16 protein-coding genes, 3 tRNA genes and 1 pseudogene are annotated in these 16148 nt (G+C 62.6%); 5 read left to right on the top strand and 15 right to left on the bottom strand.

The genetic code is table 11. The annotated features are described in order from the left end of the window. Positions 1 to 4 precede the first annotated feature (4 nt). Positions 5 to 865, bottom strand: coding sequence for a Ku protein (locus P3C50_RS04510; RefSeq protein ID WP_275545039.1), 861 nt, complete (start codon positions 863 to 865; stop codon positions 5 to 7). 94 nt (positions 866 to 959) lie between these two features. Further along, positions 960 to 1184, bottom strand: a complete 225-nt coding sequence (locus P3C50_RS04505; protein ID WP_197855657.1) for a PLDc N-terminal domain-containing protein — start codon at positions 1182 to 1184, stop codon at positions 960 to 962. Between the two features lie 186 nt (positions 1185 to 1370). Here P3C50_RS04505 and P3C50_RS04500 point away from each other — a divergent pair, with 186 nt between their 5' ends. Beyond that, positions 1371 to 2255 (top strand): DUF72 domain-containing protein, encoded by an 885-nt coding sequence (locus tag P3C50_RS04500; RefSeq protein WP_275545038.1) that lies wholly within the window; start codon positions 1371 to 1373, stop codon positions 2253 to 2255. 20 nt (positions 2256 to 2275) lie between these two features. Here the strand turns inward: P3C50_RS04500 and P3C50_RS04495 are convergent, their stop codons facing one another. The 3 genes from P3C50_RS04495 to P3C50_RS04485 are packed head-to-tail and all read right to left on the bottom strand — an operon-like array spanning position 2276 to position 4618. After that, positions 2276 to 2737, bottom strand: a complete 462-nt coding sequence (locus P3C50_RS04495) for a ubiquinone anaerobic biosynthesis accessory factor UbiT (RefSeq protein ID WP_197855655.1) — start codon at positions 2735 to 2737, stop codon at positions 2276 to 2278. After that, a complete protein-coding gene (locus P3C50_RS04490; RefSeq protein ID WP_275545037.1) occupies positions 2734 to 3621 on the bottom strand; it encodes a U32 family peptidase in 888 nt (295 codons plus the stop codon). The genes P3C50_RS04495 and P3C50_RS04490 overlap by 4 nt, the downstream gene beginning before the upstream one ends. A gap of 7 nt (positions 3622 to 3628) precedes the next feature. Continuing rightward, positions 3629 to 4618, bottom strand: a complete 990-nt coding sequence (locus P3C50_RS04485) for a ubiquinone anaerobic biosynthesis protein UbiU (protein WP_275545036.1) — start codon at positions 4616 to 4618, stop codon at positions 3629 to 3631. A gap of 191 nt (positions 4619 to 4809) precedes the next feature. Here P3C50_RS04485 and P3C50_RS04480 point away from each other — a divergent pair. Further along, positions 4810 to 4923 (top strand): annotated as a pseudogene (locus P3C50_RS04480) (DUF3079 domain-containing protein); the annotation flags it as partial. A gap of 163 nt (positions 4924 to 5086) precedes the next feature. On the opposite strand, the gene norR reads toward P3C50_RS04480, so the two are convergent. Beyond that, positions 5087 to 6616 (bottom strand): nitric oxide reductase transcriptional regulator NorR, encoded by a 1530-nt coding sequence (gene norR / locus P3C50_RS04475; RefSeq protein ID WP_275545035.1) that lies wholly within the window; start codon positions 6614 to 6616, stop codon positions 5087 to 5089. A 137-nt stretch (positions 6617 to 6753) separates the two neighbouring features. On the opposite strand from norR, the gene ytfE reads away from it, so the two are divergent. Then, positions 6754 to 7437, top strand: coding sequence for an iron-sulfur cluster repair protein YtfE (gene ytfE / locus P3C50_RS04470; RefSeq protein WP_275545034.1), 684 nt, complete (start codon positions 6754 to 6756; stop codon positions 7435 to 7437). 67 nt (positions 7438 to 7504) lie between these two features. Here ytfE and P3C50_RS04465 read toward each other — a convergent pair whose 3' ends face one another. The 4 genes from P3C50_RS04465 to P3C50_RS04450 all read right to left on the bottom strand — a co-directional run bounded on the left by P3C50_RS04465 (position 7505) and on the right by P3C50_RS04450 (position 11788). Further along, the gene (locus tag P3C50_RS04465) at positions 7505 to 8689 is read right to left on the bottom strand and encodes an NnrS family protein (protein WP_275545033.1); all 1185 of its coding nucleotides are present in this window, start codon (positions 8687 to 8689) and stop codon (positions 7505 to 7507) included. Positions 8690 to 8795: 106 nt separating this feature from the next. Further along, on the bottom strand, positions 8796 to 9521 hold the full coding sequence (locus tag P3C50_RS04460) for an anaerobic ribonucleoside-triphosphate reductase activating protein (RefSeq protein WP_275545032.1): 726 nt from the start codon (positions 9519 to 9521) through the stop codon (positions 8796 to 8798). 67 nt (positions 9522 to 9588) lie between these two features. Further along, positions 9589 to 9738 (bottom strand): anaerobic ribonucleoside-triphosphate reductase, encoded by a 150-nt coding sequence (gene nrdD / locus P3C50_RS04455; RefSeq protein WP_197855647.1) that lies wholly within the window; start codon positions 9736 to 9738, stop codon positions 9589 to 9591. Positions 9739 to 9769: 31 nt separating this feature from the next. After that, on the bottom strand, positions 9770 to 11788 hold the full coding sequence (locus tag P3C50_RS04450) for a ribonucleoside triphosphate reductase (protein ID WP_275545031.1): 2019 nt from the start codon (positions 11786 to 11788) through the stop codon (positions 9770 to 9772). Positions 11789 to 12001: 213 nt separating this feature from the next. Between P3C50_RS04450 and P3C50_RS04445 the strand changes: the two genes are divergently transcribed. Together P3C50_RS04445 and P3C50_RS04440 are read left to right on the top strand one after the other, a co-directional pair. Then, a complete protein-coding gene (locus P3C50_RS04445; RefSeq protein ID WP_275545030.1) occupies positions 12002 to 12409 on the top strand; it encodes an antitoxin Xre-like helix-turn-helix domain-containing protein in 408 nt (135 codons plus the stop codon). Continuing rightward, positions 12409 to 13104, top strand: coding sequence for an RES family NAD+ phosphorylase (locus P3C50_RS04440; RefSeq protein WP_275545029.1), 696 nt, complete (start codon positions 12409 to 12411; stop codon positions 13102 to 13104). The genes P3C50_RS04445 and P3C50_RS04440 overlap by 1 nt, the downstream gene beginning before the upstream one ends. Positions 13105 to 13265: 161 nt before the next feature. On the opposite strand, the gene P3C50_RS04435 is transcribed toward P3C50_RS04440, so the two are convergent. From P3C50_RS04435 to uvrC, 5 genes are all read right to left on the bottom strand, one after another. After that, a tRNA-Leu gene (locus P3C50_RS04435) sits at positions 13266 to 13352 on the bottom strand. A gap of 121 nt (positions 13353 to 13473) precedes the next feature. Beyond that, a tRNA-Cys gene (locus P3C50_RS04430) sits at positions 13474 to 13547 on the bottom strand. 38 nt (positions 13548 to 13585) lie between these two features. Beyond that, positions 13586 to 13661 (bottom strand) — tRNA-Gly (locus P3C50_RS04425). 67 nt (positions 13662 to 13728) lie between these two features. Beyond that, entirely contained in the window at positions 13729 to 14289 is a 561-nt protein-coding gene (gene pgsA / locus P3C50_RS04420; RefSeq protein WP_197855643.1) for a CDP-diacylglycerol--glycerol-3-phosphate 3-phosphatidyltransferase, read from the bottom strand. A gap of 33 nt (positions 14290 to 14322) precedes the next feature. Then, entirely contained in the window at positions 14323 to 16146 is a 1824-nt protein-coding gene (gene uvrC, locus P3C50_RS04415) for an excinuclease ABC subunit UvrC (protein WP_275545028.1), read from the bottom strand. Positions 16147 to 16148: the final 2 nt, after the last annotated feature.

The raw sequence follows: 16148 nt of genomic DNA, 5'->3' as shown, positions 1-16148 counted from the left end.
CGGCTTATTTGCGTGCAGTCTTGGGGCTCTTGCGTGGGGTGCGGGCCTTGGGCTTGGCTTTCGACTTGCTATCGGGCTTGCCACCCAGGCTGCGTTTGAGCAGTTCGGTCAGGTCGATGACATCGGCGCTGCGCCGCTCCTCCTCGCCCTCGACACGCTCGACGTTCTCGATCTTGCCAGCCTTGGCCTTCTTCTCCACCAGCGCCATGATGCGATCCTGGAAGCTGTCCTGATATTCCTCAGGCTGCCAGTCGCCGCTCATGTCCTTGATCAGGCGCTTGGCCATGTCCAACTCGCTTTTGGCCAGCTTGGGCTTGGTTACCGAATCATCCAGCTCCAGCGTCTCCAGCCCACGCACTTCGCTCGGCCAGCGCAGGATCACCAGCACCATTGCCGAGTCGATCGGCATCAGCGCCGCCAGGTGCTGGCGGGTGTGCAGCACCACATGAGCCAGGGCCACCTTGTCGGTGCTGCTCAGCGCTTCGCGTAGCAGCGCATAGACCTTTTCACCCCGACGATCCGGCGCCAGGTAATACGGCTTGTCGATGTGCTGCAGGGGAATCTGCACGCTGTCGACGAAGGCGAAGATATCGATGGTCTGCGTCGATTTGGGGTGCGCTTCGCGAATCTCTTCTTCGCTGAGCACCACGTAGCGGCCCTTCTCGTAGGCCACCCCCTTGACGATGTTTTCCTTGGTCACTTCCTTGCCGGTGACCTTGTTCACCCGCTTGTAGCCGACCGGGTCCATGCTGCGCTTGTCCAGCCAGTCGAAATCCACGCCCTGGGTCGATGTGGCCGACACCAGGGCAACGGGGATATGAACCAGACCGAAACTGATGGCGCCTTTCCAGATGGCCCTAGGCATGGCGTTCGTCTCCGTACTGAGCGTGGCCGGCGCAAATGGCCGGCGCCGTCGAACTCTCAACGGTCATCTGACCTTCCTCTTCTCACCCGTGCCGTTACTTGCTGTGCTCCGGCGAGGACGGCGGCGGGCTCATGCCACGCGGCCCGAACAAGCCCCACAGGCCCAACCCCAGTATCGGGAACAGCACGATCACCAGTGACCACATGGCTTTTGTCTCTACACCCTTGTCGCTGCGAAAGACGCTGACGATGGCCCATAGGTCGAGCAGGATGATGATCACGCCGAGCGCAATGAATAGCAGACTGATTTCACCGGACATCTCGAAATTCCTCCGCGCAGGTCCATACAGTTGTGTCCGCGCCCAGAGCCTGCGGTTCAGAGAAAATTCGCTCGAATGATTGGCTCCGGCCAGGCATCGAATGCCACATGCGAGCTATGAGGTGATGCCAATGAGCTTTTTCGTTCTGCCCCAACAGCGCTGCCCACGCCTGTGGCGGGTGGCGCCATGAGCGATGTCCGCATCGGTATTTCCGGCTGGCGCTACGCGCCCTGGCGCGGCGACTTCTACCCCAAGGGGCTGGTCCAGCGGCGTGAACTGGAATTCGCCTCGCGTGAGGTGAACAGCATCGAGATCAACGGCTCGTTCTACGGCCTGCAGACGCCCGAGCGCTACAGCAACTGGGCAGCGCAGACGCCCGATGACTTCGTCTTCAGCGTCAAGGCACCGCGCTTCATCACCCACGTGCGCCGTCTGGTCGACATCGACGAACCGCTGGCCAACTTCTTCGCGTCCGGCCTGCTGGGGCTGAAGGAAAAACTTGGCCCCATCCTCTGGCAGTTTCCACCCAGCTTCCGCTTCGACGAGGAGCTCTTCGCCGAATTCGTCGCCAAACTACCGGCCGATACCGACCAGGCCCGCAGCCTCGCCCGTCACGCCTCCGCCCGACTGCACGTGGCCGGCTACCTGGACGCCGCAGCGGATCGCCCATTGCGCCATGCCGTGGAAATCCGCAATGCCAGTTTCTGCGATCCGGCGTTCATCAAACTGCTACGCCAGCACGGCATCGCCCTGGTGGTGGCGGACACAGCGGGTAAATGGCCTTATACGGAGGACATTACCGCCGACTTCCTCTACCTGCGCCTGCACGGCGATGCCGAGTTGTATGTCAGCGGGTATTCGCCTGAAGCCCTGCAGCATTGGCAGCAGCGCATCGAAACCTGGACCGCCGGCGGGCAACCCGGCGATGCCCGGCTGATCGACGAGGCACATAAACCCCGCCGAACGGCGCGCGATCTTTACTGCTACTTCGATAACGACGTAAAGGTCCGGGCTCCCTATGACGCGCGCGACCTCCAGCAACGGCTGCAGCGAAGCGCAGAATCAGGCTGACAGCGCGCGGTCATCCTCACTCAGTGCACGGCTTCGCCAATCGCCTGGATCAGCTGCCAGGCTCTGGGGGATAGCTCCTGCGGTTCGAGCGCGTCCAGCAGATTCTTCACGGCCAGCCCCAGGTCGGTGTCGCCCTCGATCACCAGGTGACGGCGAAAGAACAGGGTATCCGGATCTTCCCGGCGGCTGGCCAGTAGAAGGAAGTCGCGCCAACTGCCGCGAATGGTCACGTCCACTGCCTCTCGGCGCCGTACCAATAGCTTGGTGCCGACGCAGCTCACGCACCAGACCAGGCCCAGGTCGCTGATTTCGATGCGCAGCCAACGGCCCGCCAGCAGATCGAACGCACCCTCGGCCAGTGGCTTGGCGAACAACCGGGCCGCCGCGCTTTCGATCAGCCGGCGCTGTACGGCAAAGGGGACGTATTGCCCGAGTGGCAATAGCGGCGTGCCCAGTTTCACCAGTCGTTGGGCCAGGGTCATGAGTTCAGCCCCTGCGCCGTCAGCATGCCCGGAAGGCCATGCCAGTAACCGTTGCAACCACTCACTGCCAGGGGCGGCAGGCCTCCGTCGCGCACCGCGGCGAAATCCCCGATTACCTGCGCCATACCTTCACTACGCGGGCTCAGGCGCAGGACGTCCACCCCGCTATCGGCAAGGGCCGGGTAGTCGGCCAGGAGATTGCTGACCTCTGCAGACAGGGTCTGGATGCCATTGAGGGTGAACAACGGCTGCGCCTCCTGGCTGAGCAGCGCGATGCCCTCGGGGTAGTTCTGGCAGCAGAACTGGCAGTCATCCTTGGGCCGGTTCTCCGCCCGCGCCGTGAAGCAGCGCGCCGAGTAGGCCAGTGGTAGATGGCCGTAGGCGAACAGCTCGACTTCCGGACGTTCTATCTGCAGGGCATCGAGTTGTTGCAGGCAATCGTGCAGCAGTTGTCCGGAGCACTCCACGGGTGGAACCCAGCGTTGCAGCCCGCACTTCATCAGCTCGTGCAAGGCATGGGCGTTGTACAGGTTCAGCGCCGGCCCGGCGACGAAAGGCAGGCTTCGCTCGGCGAGCAGCTGTACCGCCCCCATGTCGTTGGCCTCTACCCGCAATTCGTCGTTGTCGCAAAGGCGGCGCAGGCTGGCCAGTTCGGAGGCTGCCTCGACCAGCGCCAGGCCGGACAGCACCAGCTCGGCGCCGGTGCATGTGCGCAGTTCGCGGGCCAGTTGCAGCCAGTCGTCCAACGACAGCGCGCGGCGCTTGGAGCAAACCGTTTCGCCCAGGTAAATGATATCGAGCGGTTGTTCGGCCATCTCGGCATAGAAGTCCAGCAGCTTGCTGCGACTCCAGTAGAACAGGACGGGGCCCAGACTCAGTTTCATAGCTTCCTCATTGCCAGGATCGATGATAGGCGCCAAGCGTGGTCTGGCTGCCTTCGGACAGCCGCGCCAGGTCCTCGCGCCAGCGTTCCTGGACGACGAAATGGCCTGCGGCATGGGCATCCAGCGCTTCGCGCCAGACCCGAGTAACCTGCTCGACATACGCCGGACTGCGCTGGCGTCCCTCGATCTTCACCGCGGCGATGCCCATCTCGGCCAACTGCGGAATCAGATCGATGGTGTTGAGGCTGGTAGGCTCTTCCAGCGCGTGGAAGCGCTGACCTTCGACCAGGAAGCGCCCCTTGCACAGGGTCGGATAGCCAGCCGGCTCGCCCTGCGCATAACGGTCGATCAACACGCCGCCCAGACGTGAATTCAGGCCCTGGGCATCTTCCTGCCAGCGCACGGCCTTGGCCGGCGAACAGACGCCGCACAGATTGGGAGACTCGCCGGTAACGTAGGACGACAGGTGGCAGCGCCCCTCAGCCATGATGCACAGGCTGCCGAAGGCGAAGACCTCCAGCGGCACGCTGCTCTTTTCCGCGACCTGGCGCACCTGGGCCAGCGACAGTACCCGCGGCAGCACGGCCCGGCGAATGTTGTAGCGCTGCTGGTAGAACGCCAGCGCAGCAGCGTTAGTGGCAGAGCCCTGCACCGAGAGGTGCAGGTTGAGGTCGGGATGATGGCGACTGGCATAGGCCAGCACACCCGGATCGGCGGCAATCAGCGCGTCCACTCCGAGTGCGGCGGCCTGGTCCACGGCGCGCTGCCAGCGCTTCCAGCCCTGCGCCTGCGCGTAGGTGTTGACCGCGACATAGAGCTGACGGCCGCGCTGCCGGATGAGCTGCAAACCCATGTCCAGCTGACGGTCATCCAGATTCAGGCCGGCAAAATGACGGGCGTTGGTGTCATCGCGAAAGCCCACGTAGATGGCATCCGCCCCCTGATTCAGCGCGGCCTTGAGGGCGGGAAGACTTCCCGCGGGACAGACCAGATGCATGATTCGACTCCTGCTTCGACAGCGAGGCGCCACTCTAGGCGACGCATCGCAGCGGTCGCCTTGACTGCGATCAAGTCGGTCCGGCCGTTGCCTCACGGCGCCGAATGCGCCGAAACTTGATATCGATCAAGGCCGCCACAACTGGCGCCACTAGGCTTGAGAGGACGACAAGCCAGGCAGGAAACGCTGAAATGGCCAAGAAGTTTCCCTTGCACCCGAGCCGCCCCGATCGCATCTGCTGGGGCTGTGATCGATATTGCCCCGCTGATTCGCTGGCCTGCGGCAATGGCGCCGACCGCACCAGATGCTCGGCGATGATTGGTATGAGCACGGAGATTGGGGGATGGACATTGCGGAAGCGAAAGAGAAAGCCCCTGACGATGTCACCCAGGTGCGCCTGGTGTCTCTGGAATAAAGCCCTTGCGGTCTAGCGCTGCGTAAATGCAGTGCATCACCTGCTGTTCGCAATCAAAGAAGGTTCAAACGCCTTGCCAGCTTGCGCAGATTGCTCGGATCGACGGCCAGCGCCCGGGCTGTGGCGGCCCATTTGCCGCCGTGCTCGTCCAGCGCGTTGCGGATCAGCTCTCGCTGATAGCGATCCACACTCTGCTGCAGGCTCTCGCTGGATATCAGCGCTGGCGTTGCAGGGGCGCTTGCCTGCAGCGCGACCGGCCCCTCCAGCCCCAACCAGGAAGCACCGATACTGAGCAAGGCGGTACGCGACTCGGCCTGGCTCAATACCTTGAGCGCAGCCCTGCTGATCACATGCTCCAGTTCGCGCACGTTGCCTGGCCAGCAATAGCCCAGCAGCGCTTCCTCGGCATCGGCCGACAGGCGCAGGCAGCGCAGGCCCAGGCGCGCGCGGTTGAGCTCGAGAAAGTGCCCGGCCAGCAGCAGGATGTCTCTGCCCCGCTCGCGCAAAGGTGGGATATGCACCGGGTAGACCGACAGACGATGATAGAGGTCGGCCCTGAATCGCCCCTCACGAACCTCTTCCCACAGCCGTCGGTTGGTTGCAGTGATTACCCGGACATCGACATGTCGCGTGCGGTCCGAGCCCAGGCGCTGGATCTCGCCATTCTGCAGGGCACGCAGCAACTTGGCCTGGATCGACAGCGGCAGCTCGCCGATCTCGTCGAGAAACAGCGTGCCGCCGCTGGCGGCCTCGAAGCGCCCGGGGCGATCCTGCGTGGCGCCGGAGAACGCGCCGCGCACATGCCCGAACAGCTCGCTTTCCGCCAATGTCTCTGGCAGCGCTGCGCAGTTCACGTACACCAGCGGCTTGCGCGCACGAGGCGAATGGGCATGCAGCCAACGGGCGAACAGTTCCTTGCCGACGCCGGTTTCGCCCTGCAGCAACACCGGCAATTCGGACTCAGCCACCACGCCGAGTTCGTCGAGCAACTGGGTGAGGATTGGGCTGTCGCCCAGAATCATGCCCGCCGCCTCGTCACCCTCCTCGCCCGGCTCACTGCGTACCAGACGCAGGCTGCGAATCTCGTTCTCCAGTCGACAGGTCCGCAGCGCCGCCTCGATCAACAGGCCATAGCGCTGCAGCCGTTCGCCGGCGCGGCGGTCGAAGGTGCCGGGGCGCAAGGCATCGAGCGTCACCGCGCCCCACGTACGACCATCGACCACCAGGCTCATGCCCATGCAGTCGTGCACCGGTAGCGGCTCGTCCGGGCTGTGCTGCAACAAGCCATCGTAAGGATCGGGCAGCTCGCTATCGGCCGGAAACTGTACCGGCGCGCGCTGCTCCATGATCCGCGCCAGACGCGGGTGCCTGGCAACTGCGAAGCTGCGCCCCAGAGTTTCGTGGCTGAGCCCGACCGCAGCCTGAGGCCGCAGGTTGTCGCCATCCAGGCGCAATAGCACCACCGCACTGCAGGCGAAGACTTCACGCAGGCTGACCACCAGCCGCTGCAGGCGTACAGCGCTGGGCAACTCGCCTGTCAGGTCGGCGAGCAAGCTGTTCTGCAAGGGAGTGAAATCTACCATTTCGGGTGCCCCGGACCTGATTCGTGGCGGGTAGATTAGACCTGTAAGCCGCGCGAGCCCTTGATTGCCGTCAAGTCTTGCCCCGGCACGGTGTTTGCGATGGGCACAGGCACAAACCAGCCTGAAAGGAGCCACGCATGGCCAGCCAACTGCTCGACCACACCCTCGGCCACATCGCCTGCAACATCCCCGGTGCAACCCGGGTTCTCCATGAATTCCACCTCGATTTCTGCTGCGGCGGCCAGAAGAGCCTGCGCCAGGCAGCACAGGAGCGCGGCATCGATGCCGAACAGGTACAACGGCAGCTGCTTTCGCTCGACGGCGAAATAGGGAATGAAAAAGATTGGCGCACGGCGCCGCCGGAGCAGCTTATCGAACACATCCTGGAGCGCTACCACGGCGTCCATCGCCAGCAATTGCCGGAGCTGATCCGCCTGGCCGCCCGTGTCGAACAGGTGCATGGCGGCCGTGAACACTGCCCGCTGGGCCTGACGGACCTGCTGATGAATCTGCTACAGGAACTGGAAAGCCACATGCAGAAGGAGGAGCAGATTCTCTTTCCGATGATCCAGCGCGGCGGTGGTGTGATGCTGGGTGCGCCGGTTTCGGTAATGCGCTATGAGCATGACCAGCACGGCGATGCCCTGGAGCGCCTGGTGGCGTTGACCAACGGCATGCAGCCGCCCGCCAACGCCTGCAACACCTGGCGAGCGCTTTACGGTGGGCTGGATGAACTACGCCGCGACCTGATGCAGCACATCCATCTGGAGAACAACCTGCTGTTCCCCCGCGCGTTGGGTGAGCCGGTCTGCTATCAATAAGCACCTGCCGCCGCGCGCCCCAAGCAGGGGTGCGCGGCGGCAGTGAGGTCACTTGTTTTTCTTGCCCCTAGCCCGGATGACCATCGACACGCGGCCGACACAGCATGGGCCCGTAGCAGTAAAGATACTGTGCAAAGGCCAGGCTCCAGGCCAGGGCTGCCAGCCAGAGCGCCGGCTGGTAGGCGAAGGACACGCCAAAGACCCTGACCAACGCGGCCAGATTGAGCGCGACGAAGGCGATGGCGAAACCGCGTGGCAACTGTAGCGCACGCCCCGTGTGGCCCAGCGACACCCGTGCCAGCATGGCCAGGATCAGGCCGCCCATGGCACCGATGGTCAGCCCATGCAATGCCTGGCTGAAGGACAGCGGAGCGCCCAACTGCGACGCCGCAAGCGCAAGGCAAGCCACCACCAGCCAGGCATAAGCCAGGTGCAGCGACCACAGCAGCGGCACCCGCAGCAGACCGGCATCGAACCAGCGGCACAGGCGAATGCCGTGACCCAGCCCCAGAGCCAGCAGCAGGATCGCGGAGAACCAATGAGGCTGCAGCAGCAGTCCGGCAGCAGTGAGCACTGCCATTAGCACGCTGCCGACCAGCAGGGCCATATCCAGCCAGACCCAGGGCTGCACCGCCTCTGTCCGGCCCAGCCCCCGTTGGGTGAAGAAGGGAATCACCCGCCCGCCGATCACCGTCATCATCGCGGCCACCAGCCAGATGGCTGCCAGGCAGCCCTGGCGTTGCCAGGTCTCGTGCCCGAACACCACGCCGAACAGACTGAGCAGATCCGCCGCAGCCAGCAATGCAAGCACCAGCACGATCGGGTAATTGCGCCGCTGGCGTACCGCCCAGAGCAGCCGGGCCATGACTACCGCGACCGCGAGTAGAAACGCCACGTTGGTCGCCAGTAGCAACCAGGCCGAAGGCAGCCACCAGCTCAGACGTCCCAGCAGCCAGAGCGCGACCAGCCAGCCCAGCGGCCTGCCCGATAGGCTCGGTCGCCCCGTCCAGGTCTGCACCGCGGTCAGCAGGAAGCCCGCGATGATGGCCCCGGCGAAGCCGAACGTCTGCTCGTGGCGGTGCCAGGCCAGCCAACCACCCTGTGGCTCGGCGATAGGACCGCCGTAGAGCGCCACGATCCACAGCGGCACGGCCAATACGGCCAGTCCCGCGCCGAACAGAAAGAAGGGGCGAAAGCCCAGGCGCAGGATCGCCGGAATCGCCAGGGCCTTGCGCTTATCGGTAATCAGCATGTTGCCTCCTCCCCCGCCCGGATCGAGGCGCAGGGGTTACTAGAATGTCGGGGCGTTGGTATTCGAGCGGCCCCATGGTGTTTCCGGCAGGCTTTCAGCAATTGGCCTAGGCCGCGCGCAGTTCGAAACGTTCGAACAGTTGCTCGAAATAAGGCCAGAGTTCTGCCGCCTGCGGTGGGGTGGCAGCAGTACCCAACTGCTCGTCGAGCATCCGCTGCGAGCGAGCCAGTTGCACTGCGAAGCGGCGTACGCCTTGAGCCGCCAGGCGTTCGCCCAAACGCCGCAGGTGCCGGCAATCGAACAGCCCCCAATGCACCGTGGTGCGGCATTCGTAGCTCACACCGCTTGCCAGCAGCAGCTCCAGGCTTTTCCAGTTGGCCTGGCCGCTGCCGCTGACGCCGGTGATCAGGGCCGCCTCTTCCTCCAATGCCTTGACGTCGAAACCGACCCAGTCGCAATGCGCCAGTGCGCGTCCGAACGAAGCCGGTTTGATCCCGGCGCTGTGCAAGCCGACCTTGAAACCCAGCTCGCGCACCCGACGCATGGCCGACGGCAAGGCCAACTGCAGCGTGGCCTCGCCACCGGAAAACACGACCGCCTGCAGCAGTCCCTGGCGCTGCTGCAGGAAATCCAGCACCTTGGCCCAGCTCCAATCGGTGTTCGTTGCACCGCAGCGGATCAGCTCCGGGTTGTGGCAATAGCGGCAGCGCCATGCGCAGCCCTGGCAGAACAGTACGCAGGCCAGGTGATCGGGGTAATCGAGGGTCGTCATCGGCTGCAATCCGCCAATGCGCAACGCTTGGTGGGTAGGATGCAAAGGGGTTGCAGGCATGGCCGTCGCTCCGGGCATGAAGATGACGAAGCCCGGGCCATGGCGATGGCCCGGACTCGCGGCGCAATCAGCGTGGCTCGACGAAATGCTGGCGCTCGCGATGCTCCGACTGCTTGCCGAGGTTGAATGCCGTCACTGGGCGGTGGTAACCCATCACCCGGGTCCAGACCTCGCAGCGCTGACGCTGGGCTTCGGGAAGTTTCAGCTGTGCATTCATGGTGTCGCTCCTTGTGGTGGGTAATAGCTCTTCAGCCGCCGCAGGCGCCGCAGCACTGCTGTTTCTGCAGCAGCGCCTCGTCGCACTTCGGGCAGAACTCATGTTCACCGGCCAGGTAACCGTGCACCGGGCAGATGGAAAAAGTCGGGGTTATGGTCAGGTACGGCAGGCGGAAGCGCGACAGCGCCGTGCGCACCAGTTGCTTGCAGGCCTGCGCCGAGGAAATCCGCTCGGCCATATACAGGTGCAGCACGGTGCCGCCGGTGTACTTGCATTGCAGCTCGTCCTGCAGGGCCAAGGCCTCGAAGGGATCGTCGGTGAAACCGACAGGCAGTTGCGAGGAGTTGGTGTAGTAAGGCGCCTCGACCGTGCCAGCCTGGAGGATATCGGGGAAGCGCTTCTGGTCCTCCTTGGCGAAGCGGTAGGTAGTGCCCTCGGCCGGCGTCGCTTCGAGGTTGTAAAGGTGACCGCTACGCTCCTGGAATTGCACCAGGCGCGCCCGCACATGATCGAGCACATGCAACGCCAGCTCACGACCCAGCTCGGTTTGCATGCCTTCACGGTCATCGCTGAAGTTGCGCAGCATCTCGTGCAGGCCGTTCACGCCGATGGTGGAGAAGTGATTGCGCAGCGTGCCCAGGTATCGCCGGGTGTAGGGATAGAGCCCTGCATCCATGTGGTGCTGAATGACCTTGCGTTTGACCTCCAGACTTTCGTACGCCATGTCCAGCAGCGCATCCAGGCGCTGTAGCAGGCCGGGCAGATCCTGCCGATGGCGATAGCCCAGGCGCGCGCAGTTGATGGTCACCACGCCAAGAGATCCGGTCTGCTCCGCCGAGCCGAACAAGCCGTTGCCGCGTTTCAGTAGCTCACGCACGTCCAGTTGCAGGCGGCAGCACATCGAACGCACCTGATTGGGCTGCATGTCCGAATTGAGGAAGTTCTGGAAGTACGGCAGGCCATAGCGCGCAGTCATGTCGAACAGACGTGTGGCGTTGTCGCTGTCCCAGGGGAAGTCGTGGGTGATGTTGTAGGTCGGGATCGGGAAGGTGAACACCCGCCCTTTCGCGTCGCCCGCCATCATCACCTCGATGTAGGCGCGATTGATCAGCTCCATCTCGCCCTGCAGGTCGCCGTAGCAGAACGGCATCTCATGGCCACCGATCACCGGCACCTGCTCGCGCAGATCCTCGGGGCAGACCCAGTCGAAGGTCAGATTGGTGAAAGGCGTCTGTGTCCCCCAGCGCGACGGCACGTTGAGGTTGTAGATGAACTCCTGAATGGCCTGGCGGATTTCGTCGTAGCTCAGGCCATCCTTGCGCACGAACGGCGCCAGGTAGGTATCGAACGAACTGAACGCCTGAGCGCCGGCCCATTCGTTCTGCAGGGTACCGAGGAAGTTGACCATCTGCCCCAACGCGCTGGACAGATGCTTGGGCGGCCCTGCCTCGACCCGCCCCGCGATGCCATTGAAACCCTCATGCAGCAACGTGCGCAGCGACCAACCAGCGCAGTATCCGGCCAGCATGTCGAGGTCGTGGATATGCAGATCGGCCTCGCGGTGCGCCCGGCCGACCTCCTCGCTGTATACCTCGTCCAGCCAGTAGTTGGCCGTCACCTTGCCGGATACGTTGAGGATCAGCCCGCCCAGTGAATAGCCCTGGTTGGCGTTAGCCTGCACACGCCAATCCTCGCGTGACAGGTATTCGTTCATCGACGCAGCCACATCGATCAGGTGCTTGCGGTCTCGTCGCAGACGGCCATGCCGCTCGCGGTAGACGATATAGGCGCGTGCGGTCTGATAGTAACCGGCCTCCATCAGCACCTGCTCGACCCGGTCCTGGACCTGCTCCACTTCCAGGCTGCGGAACTCCACCAGACGTGCCATTACCGCGTCGGTCAGCGCCCTGGCCTCAATCGCCGCGAATTCCCCCGTTGCCTGGCCAGCAGCGGTGATCGCACGCTCTATCTTGGCGGCCTCGAAAGGCACTTCCTGGCCGTCGCGCTTGAACAGCGACTGCGGTCGGTAAGGAACACGCTCCTTATACATCCAGCACCTCCTGGCACATCATCTAGTTTAAAAATAGAGAAAGAACACAAGATGATGTGGAATCTACGCTTCGGAGGCCGGTTTAAAATTGATCGTGATCAAGTTTGTCGGGCGCTGGCGGTCACCTCCTTTCGATTGATAAGGTCAAGCAAATTTAATCCAAAGACAAAAATATGCTATAAATTGATCCACAGACGCAAAGAAGAGTTCTATATGACTGCTACAGCCCTCCAGGTTCAGGACTTCTCGAAAAGCCAGTGCGCAGCCGGCCTGCGCGCGGCGTTGAACATTCTCGACAAGTGGAAGGCCTCAGCCGAACAGGCCTGCCGAGTGCTACGAATCTCCCGCAGCACCTACACTCGCGCCAGTCAGAAGGACTCGTCCTGGACGGTAAACCTGGACTCCGATCAGATGCAGCGCATCAGCCTGGTGCTGAACATCCATGCTGCATTGCGCGTGGTGTTCGACAACCCCGATAACGTCTACGGCTTTGCCCTGATGGAGAACCACAACGAGTTCTTCAACGGCCGCACGCCAATGGAAGTCATGGCGCAAGGCGACATGATCTCGTTGTACGAGACGTTCCGGCGCATCGACACCCTGCGAGGTGCTCAGTGGTAATGCTCAGCGACCTACCGCTGCTGGATGATGAGCCGGTGCAGGCCTATCGTCTGGTCAACTCCAAGTTCCCGCCCATCGCCCTGTTCGATGATGTCGCCGACGCAGAGGACTTCGAAGCCCTCTATCAGATCCAGGCGCTGACCAATCCACGACTGCAGAACGAGATTGGTCGCCTGGAGCTGATCCCGCGCGATCAGATTCCCTTCGGCATTACCGGCTGCTCGTACGCGACGGCCCCCTTCACTCACGTCAACCCGGCTGGCTCGCGCTTCAGCAACGGCAGCTTCGGCGTGCTGTACCTGGCGGACAGGATGGATACCGCCATTGCCGAGGTGTGCTACCACCAGGAAAATTATTGGTCGAAGGTACCGGAACTCAACTATGAGCGCTTCGTCTTCCGCGGGCTAACAGCCAACTTCAGCGAAGCCGGGTTGAGAGACGCGACGGTCGTGCCGCTGTCGGACCCCATCTATGCGCCAGGTGACTATGCCCACTCCAACCAGCTGGGGACCGAGGCCAAAAGCGCAGGATGCATGGGCCTGCGCTATCACTCGGTGCGCTCTGCCGGCAATATCTGCTGGGCGCTGATGACGCCGCGCCCTGTGACCTCGATCATCCAGAGCGCGCACTACGAAATGATCTGGAGCGGCCAGGTGATCAGCGTCAATCAGATCACGACGTTGATTGGCGCCTAGGTTTGCCGGATATGGACAAGCAGAACGCCTTGGTCGCCATTAACCCGCGCCAAACCACTTTTCGCCAATTTCAGAATGGGAAATAAGAGACCGCCATAAATGACAAAACCGGCCAGAGTGCCGGTTTAGATTGCTTATAGAGACAGAGAGAAACAGATGAATGGTGCCCGAACCCGGACTTGAACCGGGACGACCTTTCGGTCGAGAGATTTTAAGTCTCCTGCGTCTACCGATTTCGCCATTCGGGCGGTAGCGCTGTGCGAAGGGCGGACTATATACAGCCCTCCGCGTCCTCGCAAGGCGTGCAAAAGCACAGCTGCGAGAATGAAAAAGGCCTCGTAAATCATGGATCTACGAGGCCTTTAAGATTGGAGGCTGAGGTCGGAATCGAACCGGCGTTCACGGATTTGCAATCCGGTGCATAACCACTCTGCAACTCAGCCATGAAGCAAACGAGCCGCCTTGGCGACTCGTGTAAAACTGGAGCGGGAAACGAGACTCGAACTCGCGACCCCGACCTTGGCAAGGTCGTGCTCTACCAACTGAGCTATTCCCGCTTGTCTTGTCGACGGGCGCCATTCTATAGAATCGAACCGCGCCGTCAACCCTTTGATTCAAAAATACTTATTTCTTTTCCGAGGTAGTGCTGAGGTGCGGCCAGGCCGCCAGCAGGTACTGCAGCATCGACCACAATGTCAGCACCGCCGCGATCACCAGCAGGATATATCCGACCACCACCCAGAAGGTGAACACAGGCGGATTACCAAGGAGGATGACCAACGCCAGCATCTGCGCCGCGGTTTTCCATTTGCCGAGGTTGGATACTGCCACGTGCGCCCGGGCTCCTAGCTCGGCCATCCACTCTCGCAAGGCCGACACAACAATCTCACGACCGATGATGATCGCCGCAGCCAGGGTCAGCCAGAGATTGGAATGTTCGGCAGCCAGCAGCACCAGCGCTACTGCCACCATCAGCTTGTCCGCTACCGGATCGAGGAAGGCGCCGAAAGGCGTACCTTGCTCCCAGCGACGCGCCAGATAGCCGTCGAGCCAGTCGGTCGCGGCAGCAACGGCGAAGACGCCGCTGGCCGCCCAGTAGCTCCAGGAGAATGGCATGTAGAACAGCAGGATGAAGACCGGAATCAGCGCGACCCGGAGCACGGTAAGCAAGTTGGGGATATTCATCGGCACAACTAGGCTGCGAAGTGAACGGGCATTCTACTCACTGTGCAGAGTGTCATAAATCAACTCGGCGAGCTTTTTACTGATTCCCGGCGCTTTGGCAATTTCTTCGGCGCTGGCGCGGGAGAGTTCCTGTAGACCACCGAAGTGATTGAGCAGTTCACGCCGCCGCTTTGGGCCGATCCCGGCGACCTCTTCCAGCGTCGAGGTACGCCGCGTCTTGCCTCTGCGTGCGCGGTGCCCGGTGATCGCGAAGCGGTGCGATTCGTCACGAATCTGCTGGATCAGGTGCAGTGCCGGCGAGTTGCCGGGCAAGGTGAACTCATGCTCGGCATCGTTGAGGTAGAGCACTTCGAGACCGGGCTTGCGCGTCGTGCCCTTGGCCACGCCAAGCAGGATCAGATCCGGCACCGCCAGCTCCTGCAGCACCTCACGGGCCATCGCCAGCTGGCCCTTGCCGCCGTCCACCAACAGCACGTCAGGCAGCTTGCCTTCGCCATCCTTGATCTTGCTGAAGCGACGTGTCAGGGCCTGGTGCATGGCAGCGTAGTCATCGCCGGCAGTCACGCCCTCGATATTGAAGCGGCGGTAGTCGGACTTTAGCGGCCCTTCGGGGCCGAACACCACGCAGGAAGCGACCGTCGCCTCGCCGCTGGAGTGACTGATATCGAAGCACTCCATGCGCTGCGGCGGCTCGTCCATTTCCAGCACGGTCGCCAGCGCCTCGAAGCGTTCAGCAAGGTGCTGCCGGTTGGCCAGGCGAGCAGCCAGCGCCTGTTCGGCATTGGTGACGGCCAGTTGTTGCCAGCGCGCTCGCGTGCCACGCACGCGCAAGCTGATGCTGAGGCTGCGCCCACGCAGCGATTCGATGGCCTCGATCAGGGTGGCGAAGTCTTCATGCTGCACGTTGACGATCAGCTCGCTGGGCAAATCGCGCTCGGCGTTGCCCAGGTAGTACTGAGCGAGGAAGGCCATCAGCACATCGCCGCCCTCCTCTTCAATCGCCACCTGCGGGAAGAAATTCTTGCTGCCGAGCACGCGGCCGCCGCGCACGCTGATCAGGTGCACGCATGCGCCGCCCGGCGTGAGCATTACGGCCACCACATCGACATCGCCGCTGCCGCCTTCCATGCTCTGCTGGTCCTGTACGCGCCGCAGCATGGCGATCTGGTCGCGCAACTCGGCAGCGCGTTCGAACTCCAGGGCCATTGAGGCCTTTTCCATGCTGGCAGAGAGTTCCTCGCTCAATGCATTGCTGCGGCCGTCGAGAAACATTACCGAGTGGCGCACGTCTTCGGCGTATTCCTCCGGGCTGACCAGGCCGACGCAGGGGCCTTTGCAGCGTTTGATCTGGTACTGCAGGCAGGGGCGCGTACGGTTTTTGTAGTAGCTGTCCTCGCACTGACGAACCAGAAAGGTCTTCTGCAGCAGGCTCAGACTCTCGCGAATCGCCAGGGCGCTGGGGTACGGACCGAAATAGCGCCCCTTGGCTTTCTTGGCGCCACGATGGATGCCGAGGCGTGGGAATTCGCCGTCAGAGAGGAATACATAGGGATAGGACTTATCGTCGCGCAGCAGGATGTTATACGGCGGCCGCCATTCCTTGATCAACGTCTGCTCTAGCAGCAGCGCCTCGGTCTCGTTGGCAGTGATGGTGGTTTCGATCTGTGCGATGCGTGCGACCAGGGCGGCCGTCTTGGGCGCCTGACCGGTCTTGCGGAAATAACTGGCGAGACGCTTCTTGAGGTTCTTCGCCTTGCCGACATAGAGCAGGCGAGCCTCGCCATCGAACATGCGATAGACGCCAGGGCGACCGCTGCAGGTCGCCAGGAAGGCACTCGAATCGAAGGATGCAGACATCT

It is taken from the genome of Pseudomonas sp. Marseille-Q0931, from assembly GCF_940789645.1.
Classification (GTDB): Bacteria; Pseudomonadota; Gammaproteobacteria; order Pseudomonadales; family Pseudomonadaceae; genus Aquipseudomonas.
The sequence above is the reverse complement of the archived record's forward strand: the minus strand, read 5'-3'. Positions and strand labels throughout refer to the sequence as shown.

Bases quoted from the DNA above. Each gene is read 5' to 3' on its own strand.
- P3C50_RS04465 (WP_275545033.1), bottom strand. From the start codon at position 8,689: ATGCTGATTACCGATAAGCGCAAGGCCCTGGCGATTCCGGCGATCCTG.
- P3C50_RS04510 (WP_275545039.1), bottom strand. From the start codon at position 865: ATGCCTAGGGCCATCTGGAAAGGCGCCATCAGTTTCGGTCTGGTTCAT.
- P3C50_RS04450 (WP_275545031.1), bottom strand. From the start codon at position 11,788: ATGTATAAGGAGCGTGTTCCTTACCGACCGCAGTCGCTGTTCAAGCGC.
- ytfE (WP_275545034.1), top strand. From the start codon at position 6,754: ATGGCCAGCCAACTGCTCGACCACACCCTCGGCCACATCGCCTGCAAC.
- P3C50_RS04440 (WP_275545029.1), top strand. From the start codon at position 12,409: ATGCTCAGCGACCTACCGCTGCTGGATGATGAGCCGGTGCAGGCCTAT.
- P3C50_RS04490 (WP_275545037.1), bottom strand. From the start codon at position 3,621: ATGAAACTGAGTCTGGGCCCCGTCCTGTTCTACTGGAGTCGCAGCAAG.
- uvrC (WP_275545028.1), bottom strand. From the start codon at position 16,146: ATGTCTGCATCCTTCGATTCGAGTGCCTTCCTGGCGACCTGCAGCGGT.
- norR (WP_275545035.1), bottom strand. From the start codon at position 6,616: ATGGTAGATTTCACTCCCTTGCAGAACAGCTTGCTCGCCGACCTGACA.
- P3C50_RS04460 (WP_275545032.1), bottom strand. From the start codon at position 9,521: ATGCCTGCAACCCCTTTGCATCCTACCCACCAAGCGTTGCGCATTGGC.
- P3C50_RS04500 (WP_275545038.1), top strand. From the start codon at position 1,371: ATGAGCGATGTCCGCATCGGTATTTCCGGCTGGCGCTACGCGCCCTGG.
- P3C50_RS04495 (WP_197855655.1), bottom strand. From the start codon at position 2,737: ATGACCCTGGCCCAACGACTGGTGAAACTGGGCACGCCGCTATTGCCA.
- P3C50_RS04505 (WP_197855657.1), bottom strand. From the start codon at position 1,184: ATGTCCGGTGAAATCAGTCTGCTATTCATTGCGCTCGGCGTGATCATC.
- pgsA (WP_197855643.1), bottom strand. From the start codon at position 14,289: ATGAATATCCCCAACTTGCTTACCGTGCTCCGGGTCGCGCTGATTCCG.
- nrdD (WP_197855647.1), bottom strand. From the start codon at position 9,738: ATGAATGCACAGCTGAAACTTCCCGAAGCCCAGCGTCAGCGCTGCGAG.
- P3C50_RS04445 (WP_275545030.1), top strand. From the start codon at position 12,002: ATGACTGCTACAGCCCTCCAGGTTCAGGACTTCTCGAAAAGCCAGTGC.
- P3C50_RS04485 (WP_275545036.1), bottom strand. From the start codon at position 4,618: ATGCATCTGGTCTGTCCCGCGGGAAGTCTTCCCGCCCTCAAGGCCGCG.